This window comes from Pseudomonas oryzihabitans, assembly GCF_007665395.1.
GTDB lineage: Bacteria > Pseudomonadota > Gammaproteobacteria > Pseudomonadales > Pseudomonadaceae > Chryseomonas > Chryseomonas psychrotolerans_C.
On the sequence record NZ_VDND01000001.1, the window covers coordinates 489,229 to 503,064 of the forward strand.

At 66.2% G+C, this 13,836-nt stretch carries 13 protein-coding genes and 1 pseudogene; 6 read left to right on the plus strand and 8 right to left on the minus strand.

The window, feature by feature from the left end:
• Positions 1–20: 20 nt before the first annotated feature.
• Entirely contained in the window at positions 21–1,220 is a 1,200-nt protein-coding gene (locus FSV73_RS02260; protein ID WP_145003237.1) for a winged helix-turn-helix domain-containing protein, read from the minus strand.
• 32 nt (positions 1,221–1,252) lie between these two features.
• Complete coding sequence (locus FSV73_RS02265; protein WP_145003240.1) at positions 1,253–1,504, minus strand: DUF1127 domain-containing protein; 252 nt, start codon at positions 1,502–1,504, stop codon at positions 1,253–1,255.
• Between the two features lie 101 nt (positions 1,505–1,605).
• Here FSV73_RS02265 and FSV73_RS02270 point away from each other — a divergent pair, with 101 nt between their 5' ends.
• Entirely contained in the window at positions 1,606–2,457 is an 852-nt protein-coding gene (locus FSV73_RS02270; protein ID WP_145004183.1) for a LysR family transcriptional regulator, read from the plus strand.
• On the opposite strand, the gene FSV73_RS02275 is transcribed toward FSV73_RS02270, so the two are convergent.
• The 3 genes and pseudogenes from FSV73_RS02275 to earP form a co-directional block, all read right to left on the minus strand.
• Positions 2,458–3,198, minus strand: coding sequence for a sulfite exporter TauE/SafE family protein (locus tag FSV73_RS02275; protein WP_145004186.1), 741 nt, complete (start codon positions 3,196–3,198; stop codon positions 2,458–2,460). It abuts the gene before it with no gap.
• A gap of 130 nt (positions 3,199–3,328) precedes the next feature.
• Entirely contained in the window at positions 3,329–3,895 is a 567-nt protein-coding gene (efp, locus tag FSV73_RS25500) for an elongation factor P (RefSeq protein ID WP_186309150.1), read from the minus strand.
• Positions 3,896–3,943: 48 nt separating this feature from the next.
• A pseudogene (gene earP / locus FSV73_RS25505) lies at positions 3,944–5,071 on the minus strand (elongation factor P maturation arginine rhamnosyltransferase EarP); the annotation flags it as partial.
• Positions 5,072–5,210: 139 nt separating this feature from the next.
• On the opposite strand from earP, the gene FSV73_RS02285 reads away from it, so the two are divergent.
• On the plus strand, positions 5,211–5,903 hold the full coding sequence (locus tag FSV73_RS02285; protein WP_145003245.1) for an endonuclease: 693 nt from the start codon (positions 5,211–5,213) through the stop codon (positions 5,901–5,903).
• Between the two features lie 6 nt (positions 5,904–5,909).
• Here the strand turns inward: FSV73_RS02285 and FSV73_RS02290 are convergent, their stop codons facing one another.
• The 3 genes from FSV73_RS02290 to FSV73_RS02300 form a co-directional block, all read right to left on the minus strand.
• On the minus strand, positions 5,910–6,521 hold the full coding sequence (locus tag FSV73_RS02290; RefSeq protein ID WP_186309151.1) for a tRNA-(ms[2]io[6]A)-hydroxylase: 612 nt from the start codon (positions 6,519–6,521) through the stop codon (positions 5,910–5,912).
• A 73-nt stretch (positions 6,522–6,594) separates the two neighbouring features.
• Positions 6,595–7,071, minus strand: coding sequence for a DUF1289 domain-containing protein (locus FSV73_RS02295; RefSeq protein WP_145003251.1), 477 nt, complete (start codon positions 7,069–7,071; stop codon positions 6,595–6,597).
• 96 nt (positions 7,072–7,167) lie between these two features.
• Complete coding sequence (locus FSV73_RS02300) at positions 7,168–8,613, minus strand: NCS1 family nucleobase:cation symporter-1 (protein ID WP_145003254.1); 1,446 nt, start codon at positions 8,611–8,613, stop codon at positions 7,168–7,170.
• 295 nt (positions 8,614–8,908) lie between these two features.
• Between FSV73_RS02300 and FSV73_RS02305 the strand changes: the two genes are divergently transcribed.
• The 4 genes from FSV73_RS02305 to FSV73_RS02320 all read left to right on the plus strand — a co-directional run bounded on the left by FSV73_RS02305 (position 8,909) and on the right by FSV73_RS02320 (position 13,805).
• Positions 8,909–9,613, plus strand: a complete 705-nt coding sequence (locus FSV73_RS02305; protein ID WP_145003257.1) for a GntR family transcriptional regulator — start codon at positions 8,909–8,911, stop codon at positions 9,611–9,613.
• Between the two features lie 8 nt (positions 9,614–9,621).
• Entirely contained in the window at positions 9,622–10,353 is a 732-nt protein-coding gene (locus FSV73_RS02310; protein ID WP_145003260.1) for an aspartate/glutamate racemase family protein, read from the plus strand.
• Between the two features lie 356 nt (positions 10,354–10,709).
• Positions 10,710–13,310 (plus strand): bifunctional aconitate hydratase 2/2-methylisocitrate dehydratase, encoded by a 2,601-nt coding sequence (acnB, locus tag FSV73_RS02315; protein ID WP_145003263.1) that lies wholly within the window; start codon positions 10,710–10,712, stop codon positions 13,308–13,310.
• A 282-nt stretch (positions 13,311–13,592) separates the two neighbouring features.
• Positions 13,593–13,805, plus strand: a complete 213-nt coding sequence (locus tag FSV73_RS02320; RefSeq protein WP_145003266.1) for a hypothetical protein — start codon at positions 13,593–13,595, stop codon at positions 13,803–13,805.
• The last annotated feature ends 31 nt before the right edge of the window (positions 13,806–13,836 follow it).

Consider the following 13,836-nt stretch of genomic DNA (forward strand, 5'->3'; position numbering starts at 1 on the left):
GTCGCCGGCGCGGCGACCACCTAATGCTGCGCCAGCGCCTCCTGCAACAGGCTGGCCGGCTTGTGCAACTGCACCTCGTCGAGGCCGAGCCAGTCGGCCAGGTTGCGCAACTGCCCGGCCAGGGCCTCCAGCCCCTGCTCGTCGAGTCCCGCCGGCTCCAGGTGCACCGCATGCACCGCCAGGCGCGAGGCCGCGCGTTCGGCACGTAGATCCACCCGCCCCGCGAGCCGCTCGCCATAGAGAAAGGGCAGCACATAGTAGCCATAGACCCGCTTCGCCGCCGGCGTGTAGAGCTCCAGTCGATAGCGGAAGGCGAACAGCTGCTCGGCGCGGTCCCTGTCCCAGACCAGGGAATCGAAGGGTGACAGCAGCGCCGCCGCGCGGACCGGTCGCTCGGGCGTCGGCTGCGCCGTGACATAGGCAGGCTTCGCCCAGCCTTCCACGCCGATCCGCTGCAGGCTGCCCTCCTCCTGCAGCTCGGCGATACCCTGGCGCGCCTCCGTCGGACCGAGGCGGAAATAGTCCCGCAGCTGGACCTCGGTCGCCACGCCCAGGGCCTCGGCGCTGCGCAGCAACAGGGCCCGCCGCGCGGCGTCCGGGGTCGTCGCAGGTGCCGCCAGGATCGCCGCCGGCAGGACCCGCTCCGGTAGGTCGTACAGGCGCTCGAAGCCCCGGCGACTGGCGACGGTCACCTCGCCGGAGGCGAACAGCCACTCCAGCGCCAGCTTGCTCGGACTCCAGTCCCACCAGGGACCGGCCGTATCGACCCGCTTCGCCAGACTGCCGGCGCCCAGGGCGCCGCGCTGCACCACCGCCTCCAGGGTCTGGGCCACCAGGTGCGGCTGCTCGGCCGCGAAGCTGGCGAGTTGCCGATAGATACCGATGCCCTGACGCGCCAGGTCCCGCCGCCAACGCAACTCGGCCCAGACCTCGGCCGGCACCAGCGAGGCCTCGTGCGCCCAGCACTCGTAAAGTTGGCGCTGGCGGCCCTGCCCCCAGGCCAGGGCATCGAAGTCGGCGACGGCATAGCGACCCAGGCGACTGAACAACGGCAGGTAATGGGAGCGGACCAGGGCATTGACCGAATCGATCTGCAGCACCCCGAGACGCGCGGCCTGGCGATACAGTGCCGCCGGGCCGGCACCCGCCTTGGGCGGGAGGCCGAAGCCCTGGGCCCGCAACGCCAGACGCCGGGCCTGACGCAGGGAAAGACTGTCCATCCGAACTCCTTCAGCAAGAGCGACGCCCTACCCTAGCAGGATCGCCGCTCGCACTCCTGCGCCGGTTGCGTCCAGAACGGCTTGTCGGCCTCTTGCCAGGCGTCGGCGCGGCTCAGGCCCAGGTCGCTCAGGGCGGCGTCGTCCAGTCGATAGAGCGCCCGGCGCTGACGCGAGATCTCCACCGCGCGCTTGAGCCAACCGAGCAGCTGCGACAGACGGCCCTGGGCGCGTGCTTGGCCGTGGGCACGAACAGCGGAACCAGAACGAACGAGAAGCTGAGCCATGACGATCTTCCTTCGACGAGGGTGATGGCTCGACTATCGGATCTGGCATAACATCAATCCAACGAATCTTTCTGATGCAATCCATTCAGCGGGCTGATGCCATGAATTACCCGAGCATAGACACCGACCTGTTGCGCACCTTCGTCGCCATTGCCGACCAGGGCGGCTTCACCCGCGCGGCCGAGGTGGTCAATCGCACCCAGTCGGCGGTCAGCATGCAGATGCGCAAGCTCGAGGACGACGTCCTGGAGCGCCGCCTGTTCGAGCGCGACGGGCGCCAGGTGCGCCTGACTGCGGAAGGTCAGATCCTGCTGGGCTATGCGCGGCGCATTCTCAAGTTGCATGGCGAGGTGATGACCACCCTGCGCGAGCCGCACATGGTGGGTATCGTCCGCATCGGTACCCCCGACGACTACGTCATGAGGTTCATCCCGGGCATCCTGGCGGGCTTCGCCAAGGCCTATCCGCTGGTGCAGGTGGACGTCCACTGCGAGACCACCGCCGGCCTGCTGCAGCGCCAGGACCTGGATCTCACCATCGTCACCCGGGAGCCGGGCAACGAGATCGGCCTGCCGCTGCGCCGCGAGCGCTTCGTCTGGGCCGAGGCGCCGGGCTTCGACGTGCATCAGCGCGATACCCTGCCGCTGGCGATGTTCAATACCTCCTGCTTTCTCAGCGAATGGGCGCGCCGGGCACTGGACAACCGCCAGCGCGGCTACCGCCTGGCCTACAGCAGTCCGAGCCTGGCGGCGCTGCTGGGGATCGTCAAGGCGGGCCTGGCGGTGACCGCACAGTTGGAGAGCCTGCTGCCCGCCGACTTGCGCCGACTGGGGGAAGCGGAAGACATGCCGGACCTTCCCGCCTGCTCCATCGAGCTCCTGCGCAATCCGCGCAGTGCCTCGCCCATCATCGACACCCTCGCCGAGCATATCGCCGAGGGCTTTCGGCAGTAGTCAGCGTAGCGCCAACAGGATCGCGCAGAGCAGCAGGAAGCCGCAGAACAGCAGGCGCAGCAGCCGTTCGGGCAGCTGGTGGGCCAGCTTCACGCCCCAGCTCACGCTGAGCAGGCCACCAAGGGCCAAGGGAATGCCAATGCCCCAAGCCACTTCGCCATGCCAGGCGTAGCTCACCAGGGTGACGCCGGTGGTGGGCAGCGCCATGGCCAGGGACATGCCCTGGGCCGCGACCTGGGTCAGCCCCATCACCCCAGCGAGGATCGGCGTGGCGATCACCGCGCCGCCGACGCCGAACAGCCCGCCCACCAGACCGGCTATGAGACCCAGTATTGCCAATCCGGTACGACTGGGGGTGGTGAGCGGCGGCTGACCACGACGATAGAGCTGCCAGAGGTTGTAGAGCACCAGCAGCAGCAGGAAGCCGACGAAGCCATGGCGCATGGAACGGGCATCCAGCGATACCGCCAGGGCGGTACCCAGGAGCGCCGAGGCCATGCCCGCGCCCGCCAGCAGGGCCGCCCGCTGCCAATCGATACGGTTGCGCTGGTTGTACTTGTAGACCGACAGCAGCACGTTGGGCACTACCATCACCAGGGCCGTACCCTGCGCCAGCTGCTGATCGAGACCGAACAGCAAAGCCAGCACCGGAATGGCGATCAGCCCGCCGCCGATGCCGAACAGCCCACCCACCACGCCCAGCACCGCCCCGAGGACGACATCGATCAACAAGGTAAACAGCGCTTCCACGGCGGTACGATCCGGATAGGACAGTGAGAGAAACCGGCCCGACCCGCGCACTGGCAGGTCATGGCCAAACCCCAGACAGCAAAAAGCCCGGCGAACCGGGCTTTCCATCGAGACGCCTGGCTTAGACCTTGGCGCGCGACTTGTACTCGTTGGTACGGGTGTCGATCTCGATGTGGTCACCGATGTCGCAGAACTCGGACACCTTCAGCTCGTAGCCGTTGTTCAGGCGAGCGGTCTTCATGACCTTGCCCGAGGTATCGCCGCGAACGGCCGGCTCGGTGTAGGCGATCTGGCGCACGATGGTGGTCGGCAGCTCGATGGAGATGACGCGCTCGTTGTAGAACACGGCTTCGCAGACGTCGGTCATGCCGTCTTCGATGAAGGCGATGGCTTCGCCCAGGTCGTCCTTCTCGACTTCGTACTGGTTGTAGTCGGTGTCGACGAAGACGTACAGCGGATCGGCGAAGTAGGAGTAGGTGACTTCCTTGCGATCCAGGATGACCGGCTCCAGCTTGTCGTCGGCGCGGAAGACGGTTTCCGTCGCGCTGCCGGACAGCAGGCTCTTCAGCTTCATCTTGACCACTGCAGCGTTACGGCCGGACTTGTTGTATTCAGCTTTCTGGATGACCCAGGGAGCGTTGTCGATCATGGCCACTTGGCCGGCACGGAACTCTTGTGCGGTTTTCATGCGGTTATCCGTATGGATGGAAGAACGGGATTTCGAGGCGCCATATGATAGCCAATCTGTATGAAATTGCACCAGGCTGGCGGCGAGATCGCTGTAAGAGCCCTGCAACTGGCTCCAGTCACGCGCCAGCAGGCGCCAATCCGTGACCTGGGCATCGAGCGCGGACCAGGCGGCGGCCAGGTCGCCACGGCCGTTCCAGGCCAGCCAGAAGGCGCTCACGGCGGCGGCGAGCGCCGGGGTGGCGGTCTCGACATGGCGCGCGAGGAAGGCCTCGAGCTTGACGAAATGGGCGTCTTCCTCTTGCGGATAGATGTGCCACACGAAGGGATGAGCCGCCCATTGCGCCCGGACGAAGGAATCCTCGCCGCGAATCGCGTTGAACTCGCAGCACCACAGCAGGCGGTCGTAGTCCTGCTGGGCGACGAAAGGCAGCACCTGGACCCGCAGCGCCCCACGGCGATGACTGTCCCCCGCCTTGAGCCAGTCGACGCCCAGCCAGGCCGCCACGTTGGCCAGCACCCGCCCCTCGGGCACCAGTAGACAGGTAGGCTGCGCGCCGGCGCTGAGGGCATCCAGCCAGTCGATCAGCGCCGGGTTCTCGTAGGCGAACAGGGAGAACAGCCGCTCCCCTGGCTGCGGCTGGACCCCGAGGCCGGCGAGGAAGGCGGCACGCGTCTCGGCGCTCGCCAGGAAGGCGTCCCGCTGCGCGAGCAGGCCCTGCTCGCGCAACAGGCCGCCCACCTTGGGCGTGAAGCCGGGAAAGAAGAAGTACTTGTTCAGGCCGGTCGGCTGCAGCGAGGGCAAGGCGTGGCAGCCCTCGATCCACGCCTCGGCGCTGAGATACTCCAGATTGAGCCACAGCGGGCGTTCGCTCCGCCGTGCCATGGCCGCGACGAAACCCTCCGGCAACTGGCAGGCGAAGGCTTCCACCACCACATCGCCCGCTTCGACCGCCGCCCAGTCGGCATGCCAGCGCCGTACCTCCACGCCCTTGTGGCTTTGCGCTTCGGCGGTACCGTCCACCCCCGGCTGGATGCGTGCCAGGGGATAGAGGTCGTCGATCCAGAGGCGCACCTGCTGGTCATGCTCGGTGACCAGCTGATGGGCCAGACGCCAGGTGATACCCGCGTCGCCGTAGTTGTCGACCACCGTGCAGAAGATGTCCCAGGCTGCCATGCCTTACCTCTAAGTCATTGATATCGAATCGGGTTCCACTTCCCAGGCGGCAGCGAAGCGCGACGGCTGCCAGTGAACCCGGTCACACCGCCACCCGGTACGGGTCGGTAGTATCCGCGCTTTTTCGGACGGATTCTCCATGTCGTTACGCCCCGCCCTGCTGCTTTGCCTGACGCTGGCCTCCCTGAGCGCCCTGGCGACACCGGAACCGCCCCGCACCTTCACCGAGGCCAAGCGGGTCGCCGCCAAGGTCTATGCCAAGCAGGGCGTGGACTTCTACTGTGGCTGCCACTACAGCGGCAAGACCGTCGACCTGAAGAGTTGCGGCTACGTCCCGCGCAAGAGCGCCCAGCGCGCCAGTCGCATCGAGTGGGAGCACATCGTGCCGGCCTGGGTCATCGGCCATCAGCGCCAGTGCTGGCAAAAGGGCGGCCGCAAGAACTGCACCGCCAACGACCCGGTGTACCAGAAGGCCGAGGCCGATCTGTTCAACCTGGTCCCGGTGGTCGGCGAGGTCAACGGCGACCGCAGCAACTTCGCCTTCGGCTGGCTGCCGCAGAAGGCGACCCAGTACGGTGCCTGCCAGATGGTGGTGGACTTCAAGGCCAAGACCGCGATGCCACGCCCGGAAATCCGCGGCATGGTGGCGCGCACCTACTTCTACATGAGCGATCGCTACGGCCTGCGCCTGTCCAAGCAGGACCGGCAGCTCTATACCGCCTGGACCAAGCAGTACCCGCCGGAGGCCTGGGAGCGCCAGCGCAACCAGCACCTGGCCTGCCTCATGGGCCGTGGCAATCCCTACGTCGGCGAGACCAAGGCCTGCAAGTGAGGCGGCTCAGGCTACCTGCGGGATCCCGCTGTGGAATCTCAACTCACGGTCGCTGGAGGTGATCAGCTCCACCTCCATGGCGCGCACCTCGGCGATCTTGGCGTCGACGTCGTCCCGCTCGCCATAGAGATAGGCCAGCTTGAGGTAGTCCTGGAAGTGGCGCGCCTCGGAGGCCAGCAGACCGCTGTAGAACTTGCCCAGCTCCTCGTCCAAATGGGGTGCCACGGCGCCGAAGCGCTCGCAGGAACGGCATTCGATGAAGGCGCCGATCACCAGGCTGTCGGTCAGCTTCAGTGGCTCGTGGTTGCGGCAGAGCTTGCGCAGGGCGCCGGCATAGCGGGCCGAGCTGACATTGCGATGCTCGATGCCGCGCCGCTTCATGATCTGTAGCACCTGCTCGAAATGCCGCAGCTCCTCGCGAGCGATGCGCGACATCTTCCAGGACAACTCGGCGCGGTTGGAATAGGTGAACAGATAGTGGAAGGCGGCGCCGGCGGCCTTCTTCTCGTTGTTGGCATGATCCTGCAGCAGCGTCGGCAGATCCTGCAGCGCGGCCTCGACCCAGGCATCCGGCGTGCGGCAACCGAGGAATTCGTGCATCTCGGGCAAGGACATCAGCGTAATCCCGTGCAAAAGCCGCGCATTATAGAGAAAGAGACGGCCGCGGGCAGCGCTGCTCGATCCCGAGGATTCAGACCCGGCTGTCGACGCCCTCGAGCAGGAAGCGCGGGGCGATATAGCGGTCGTAATGGGCTTCGGACAGCAGGAAGAATTCCCGGTCGATGGCATCGCGCAACTCCGCCAGCGGCCGCTCGCGGAATTCGGGCAGCAGCCGCACACCATAGGCGTCCAGTTGCTGGATGTGGCGTGCGCCGCGTGCCAGCAACTGGTACGCCCAGCAATATTCGGACTGGTCCGGACGGAAGCGGATGCTGCGCTGCTGCAACTGCTGGCGCAGCCGCGCAGCATCGAAGACGTCGACCTTGGCCGACACTACCTGCACCAGCAGTACTTCCAGCCGCGCCCAGACGGCGCGGCGCTCGTCTTCGTTATAGAGATTCCAGTTCACCACCTCGTGGTGGAATCTCTTGCAGCCACGGCAGACGTGGTCACCGAACATCGTCGAGCACAGGCCGACGCAGGGCGTCTTGATGACAGGAGTGGACATGGGCGAAATGCCTTGGAGCAAAACCCCTAGTCTAGCCGGAAACGCCAGCGGCCGGAGCGGGTAGCCCGCGCCGGCCGCACAGGATCAGCGGCTCGATCACACCGCAGCGGCGCCACTCGCCGGCAGCGGACCGGTGCTGCGACGGCTCAGCACATGGAAGAACAGCCCGCCCAGGAAGCAGCCGGTGAACCAGGCGAAGTTGGCGATGGGCTTGAACCAGGGCACGAAGGTGAAGCACAGCCCGATCAGCGCGGCGGCGACCAGCGCCTGCACCGCCACCCAGTTGACCCCGCCGCTGTACCAATAGGTGCCGCCCGGGGTGGCGTCGAACAGGGCGTCGACCTCGATTTTGCCCTTGCGCAGCAGGTAGTAGTCCACCAGCAGGATGCCGAACAGCGGACCGATGCAGGCCGCCAGCACATCCAGAGTGTAGTGGATCACCTCGGGGTTGTTGAACAGGTTCCAGGGGGTGATGAAGATCGAGGCCACGGCCGCGATCATGCCGCCGGCTCGCCAGCTGATCTTGCTCGGTGCCACGTTGGCGAAGTCGAAGGCCGGCGAGACGAAGTTGGCGACGATGTTGATGCCGATGGTGGCGGTGACGAAGGTGAAGGCGCCGAGCAGCACCGCGGTGGTGTTGTCGATGCGGGCCACGGTGGCGATGGGATCGTGGATCATCTCGCCGAACACCGGCAGGGTGCCGGAGACGATCACCACGGTCACCAGGGAGAATGCGAGGAAGTTGATCGGCAGGCCCCAGAAGTTGCCGCGGCGGACGTCCTGCATGGAACGGCAGTAGCGGCTGAAGTCACCGAAGTTGAGCGTGGGCCCGGAGAAATAGGACACCACCAGGGCGATGGCCATGATCACCTGGCCGAAGGCGGCCCAGCCGGTCAGCTGCTTTTCCGCCAAGGTGAAGCTGATGTTGCTCCAGCCGGCGCGCCAGACGATCCAGGCAGCCAGCAGGAACATCACCGCATAGACCGCTGGCCCGGCCCAGTCGATGAAGCGGCGGATGGACTCCATGCCGGCCCAGAATACGCAGCCCTGCAATACCCAGAGGGTCAGGAAGCCCATCCAGCCGAGGTAGGAAAGTCCGAGGAAGCTGGTGTCGCCATAGACGGCCAGCGCCGGGAAGAAGCGCAGCACCACGATGACCAGGGCGCTGGAGGCGAGATAGGTCTGGATGCCATACCAGGCGACCGCGATCAGGCCGCGGATCACCGCGGGGATGTTCGCCCCGAACACGCCGAAGGCCAGGCGACAGATGACCGGATAGGGCACCCCCGCCTGCTGGCTCGGCCGGGCGACGAGGTTGGCGATCACCTGGATGATGCAGATACCCACCAGCAGGGCGATCAGCACCTGCCAGCTGGCCAGCCCCAGGGCGAAGAGACTGGCGGCGAAGACATAGCCACCCACGCTGTGCACGTCGCTCATCCAGAAGGCGAAGATGTTGTACCAGCTCCATTTCTGCTCGACCGGGCCGAGGTCTTCGTTGTACAGGCGCGGGCTGTAGCCCGGGGGAATCTGCTGGGTCATGAATCGCCTCCTCCGTGGTGGCGGCACCTGCGTACGATGCCTGCCTGATTTTGTATACAATCCTTCAGGCAGACTCCGTGCCAGTTCCGCCCAAAGCCCGCTAACTCCCCGTTACACCAGCCATTTCACCTGTGGAAAGGCTCTGGCATCGCCGATTAAAACGTCCTAGCTTGCACCCCCATGGGGCATTTCGTGGCAGCAGGCGCTACCGTGGCGCACAGGTCTTGCGGATCTTTGGCCGTCGTCGCGGTCGGTAATTCTGTATACAATTCAGGCAAATCGTCGGAGTCCGCCCATGAGTGCCGTGCCCTCCCCGCTCGCCGTGGCCGCTTCGCCCCGGGACGAGCGGATCTATCAAGACATCCTCGAAGCCATCGTCGAGCATCGGCTGGCGCCCGGTACCCGGCTACCCGAGGACACCCTGGCGGAGACCTTCGGCATCAGCCGCACCGGCATCCGCAAGGTGCTGCAGCGCCTGGCCCTGGAGCGCCTGGTCTCCCTGCGCGCCAACCGCGGCGCCCAGGTCGCCCAACCCAGCGCCAAGGAAGCCCAGGACATCCTCGCCGCGCGGCAACTGATCGAGCCGGCGCTGATGCCCCTGGTCGCCGCCCGGGTCGACGCGACGCACCTCGCCCCGCTGCGCCAGCTCTGTATAGAGGAGCACGAGGCCCAGCACAGTGGGCGTCACAGCCTGGCGATCCAGCTCTCCGCCCGCTTCCACGTCGAACTCGCGGCGCTGGCCGACAACCAGGTGCTGACCGAGCAGGTCGCCCAGTTGGCCAGCCGTTCCTCGCTGCTCATCGCCATCTATGGCTCGCGCCACAGCCTGGGCTGCGATTGCGGCCAACACGGCGAGCTGCTGGACCTGCTCGCCAGGGGCGATGGTCCGGCGGCCAGCGACTGGATGGCGCGACATCTGCGCCTGATCCGCGAATCCTTGAGAATCGACCAGCCCGCCCCGGCCGAACCCGATTTCCGCAGCATCTTCAAACGCAGTTGAGGCAGCCCATGCAGATCCAGGTCATCAATCCCAACACCAGCGCCGCCATGACCGCCAAGATCGGTCGTGCGGCCCAGGCCATCGCCCGACCCGGCACCACCATCCTGGCCAGCAATCCGGAGGCCGGGCCGGTCTCCATCGAAAGTCACTATGACGAGGCCGTCGCCGCGGTCGGGGTGATCGAGGAGATGCGCAAGGGCGTCGAGGCCGGCTGCGCGGCCCATGTCATCGCCTGCTTCGGCGATCCGGGCCTGCTGGCGGCACGGGAGATGGCCCAGGGGCCGGTACTTGGCATCGCCGAAGCCGGCTTCCACCTGGCCAGCCTGCTGGCGACCCGCTTCGCCGTGGTGACCACCCTCACCCGCACCCGCATCATCGCCGAGCACCTGCTGCAGCGGTACGGCTTCGCCGACCTGTGCACCTCGGTGCGCTGCATCGACCTGCCGGTGCTCGCCCTGGAAGCCGCCGATGACAGCCTGATCGAGCTGATCGCCGCTGAAGGCCGGCGCGCGCGCGACGAGGAAGGCGCCGGCGCCATCGTGCTCGGCTGCGGCGGCATGGCCGATCTGCGCGAGGCCCTGAGCGAGGCCATCGGCATCCCGGTGATCGAAGGGGTGAGCGCGGCGGTCAAGCTGGCCGAGGCCCTGGTCGACCTGGGGCTGGGGACCAGCAAGCACGGCGACCTGGCCTATCCCCTCGCCAAGCCCTTCACCGGGCGTTTCGCCCACCTGGGCCGCTAGGCCGTCTACCGCCAAGGTCCAAGGCGGCGAAGTCGGGTTGCGACAACGCAGCGCTTAACTTCGCCGCAGGCTTGGCGTAGAATTGGGCAGCCTTATAGGCGCAATGTCCGATACGAAGCTGTTTTCAAAGCGTCACGAGCAAAGTTTCCGGCACCCGGGCTGCGGCGGCCTCATCAACCGCCCTGCCGCCCGACCTGCACAGCAGCGGCCGGCGTAAAACTTTGAAAACAGCTTCTAGCGGAATGCGTCCGGCGCGACGGCGGTCCTGCCCGCAGCCTCCCCCGTCACCCCTGCCGGATACATTTCGGGGCGCCAGCCCCCGGACGCAATATTGGACCACTGATGAGGGTCAACCTGTGCTAGAAGCCTATCGTAATCACGTACAAGAGCGTGCCGCCCAGGGCATCGTGCCCCAGCCGCTGAACGCCGAACAAACGGCCGGTCTGGTCGAGCTGCTGAAGAATCCTCCCGCCGGCGAAGAAGCTTTCCTCGTCGACCTCATTACCAACCGTGTCCCGCCGGGCGTCGACGAAGCCGCCTACGTCAAGGCCGGTTTCCTCTCCGCCATCGCCAAGGGCGAAGCCCAGTCCCCGCTGATCACCAAGCAGCGAGCCACCGAGCTGCTGGGCACCATGCAGGGCGGCTACAACATCGCCACCCTGGTCGAGCTGCTGGATGACGCCGAGCTTGGCGCCGTCGCCGCCGAGCAGCTCAAGCACACCCTGCTGATGTTCGACGCCTTCCACGACGTGGCCGAGAAGGCCAAGAGCGGCAACGCCCACGCCAAGGCGGTCATGCAGTCCTGGGCCGAAGGCGAGTGGTACCGGAAGCGTCCGGAAATCGCCGAGAAGTACACTCTGACCGTGTTCAAGGTGCCTGGCGAAACCAACACCGACGACCTCTCCCCCGCGCCTGACGCCTGGTCGCGCCCGGACATCCCGCTGCACGCCCTGGCCATGCTGAAGATGGCTCGCGACGGCATCGTTCCCGAGCAGCAGGGCAGCATCGGTCCGCTGAAGCAGATCGAGGAAGTACGCGCCAAGGGCTTCCCGGTCGCCTACGTCGGTGACGTGGTCGGCACTGGTTCGTCCCGCAAGTCCGCCACCAACTCGGTGCTGTGGTTCTTCGGCGACGACATCCCCTACGTGCCCAACAAGCGCGCCGGCGGCTTCTGCTTCGGCTCCAAGATCGCCCCGATCTTCTACAACACCATGGAAGACGCCGGCGCCCTGCCGATCGAATTCGACGTGTCGGAGCTGGAAATGGGCGACGTCATCGACGTCTATCCCAAGGCCGGCAAGGTCACCCGCCATGGCAGCGACGAGGTGCTCGCCACCTTCGAACTCAAAACCCCCGTGCTGCTGGACGAAGTCCGTGCCGGCGGTCGTATCCCGCTGATCGTCGGCCGTGGCCTGACCGAGAAGGCGCGTGCCGAACTGGGCATGGGCCCGTCCGACCTGTTCAACAAGCCGGACCAGCCGGCCGAGAGCAGCAAGGGCTACACCCTGGCACAGAAGATGGTCGGCAAGGCCTGTGGCGTAGCGGGCGTGCGCCCCGGCACCTACTGCGAGCCGAAGATGACCACCGTCGGTTCCCAGGACACCACCGGTCCGATGACCCGCGACGAGCTGAAGGACCTGGCATGCCTGGGCTTCTCCGCCGACCTGGTGATGCAGTCCTTCTGCCACACCGCGGCCTATCCCAAGCCCATCGACGTCAAGACCCACCACACCCTGCCGGATTTCATCCGCACCCGTGGCGGCGTCTCCCTGCGTCCGGGCGACGGCATCATCCACAGCTGGCTGAACCGCATGCTGCTGCCCGACACCGTAGGCACCGGTGGCGATTCCCATACCCGCTTCCCGATCGGCATTTCCTTCCCGGCCGGTTCCGGCCTGGTAGCCTTCGCCGCGGCCACCGGTGTCATGCCGCTGGACATGCCGGAGTCGGTCCTGGTGCGCTTCAAGGGCAAGATGCAGCCCGGGATCACCCTGCGTGACCTGGTGCATGCCATCCCCTACTACGCCATCCAGAAGGGCCTGCTGACCGTCGAGAAGAAGGGCAAGAAGAACATCTTCTCCGGCCGCATCCTCGAGATCGAAGGCCTGGAAGACCTGACCGTGGAGCAGGCGTTCGAGCTGTCCGATGCCTCCGCCGAGCGCTCCGCCGCCGGTTGCACCATCAAGCTGTCGCCCGAGTCCATCACCGAGTACCTGCAGTCCAACATCACCCTGCTGCGCTGGATGATCGAGGAAGGCTACGGTGACCCGCGCACCCTGGAGCGCCGCGCGCGCGCCATGGAAGCCTGGATCGCCAACCCGGAACTGCTGGCCGCCGATGCCGACGCCGAATACAGCGAAGTCATCGAGATCGACCTGGCCGAGGTCAACGAGCCGGTCCTTTGCGCTCCGAACGATCCGGACGACGCCCGCCTGCTGTCCCAGGTGGCCGGCGACAAGATCGACGAGGTGTTCATCGGTTCCTGCATGACCAACATCGGTCACTTCCGCGCCGCCGGCAAGCTGCTGGACAAAGTCAAGGGCTCGATCCCGACCCGTCTGTGGCTGTCGCCGCCGACCAAGATGGACCAGCACCAGCTGACCGAGGAAGGCTACTACGGCATCTACGGCAAGGCCGGCGCGCGCATGGAAATGCCGGGCTGCTCGCTGTGCATGGGCAACCAGGCCCGCGTGGCCGCCAATGCCACCGTGGTGTCCACCTCCACCCGTAACTTCCCCAACCGCCTGGGCGACGGTGCCAACGTCTACCTGGCGTCGGCCGAGCTGGCAGCAGTGGCCTCGATCCTCGGCAAGCTGCCCACCGTCGAGGAATACATGGAATACGCGAAGAGCATCGACAGCATGGCGGCGGACGTCTACCGCTACCTGAGCTTCGACCAGATCGCCGAATTCCGTGAAAGCGCCGAAAAAGCCCGCATCGCCGCCGTCGAAGTCTGACGCTAGCGTTCGGGTAATAAAGACCGCCCCTCGGGGCGGTTTTTTTATGGTGCCCTCGCAGGAGGGTGGACAACGCGAAGCTTGTCCACGTGGGGGCTGAGAGAGCGGCAATCAGTGGAAAAGGCTGCGCCATTTTCCACGCTACGAGAGCCTCTATCGCCAAGCCGTCGATGAGCCTGGCGGCGGCGTTCGATAAGGCGCGAGACGAAGACACGTGCCTTAAGCATCAGTTAACCCTGGTGCCCTTACCCTCGGCTCGACATCCAGCCCGAGGTCCCTTTCATGAAACGTCTTGCTGCCCTATCCCTGACCGCCCTGCTCCTCGCCGTCAGCCAGACGAGTATGGCGGCCGGCTGTATCAAGGGCGCCGTGGTGGGCGGCGTGGCCGGGCATGTGGCCGGACACCATGCCATCGCTGGCGCGGTCGCCGGGTGCGTAGTCGGCCATCACTTGGCGGAGAAGGCCAAGGCCGAGCAACCGCACAAAGCTTCCTGACGCCAGGCCTCATCGGGCACCTGGCTCATGC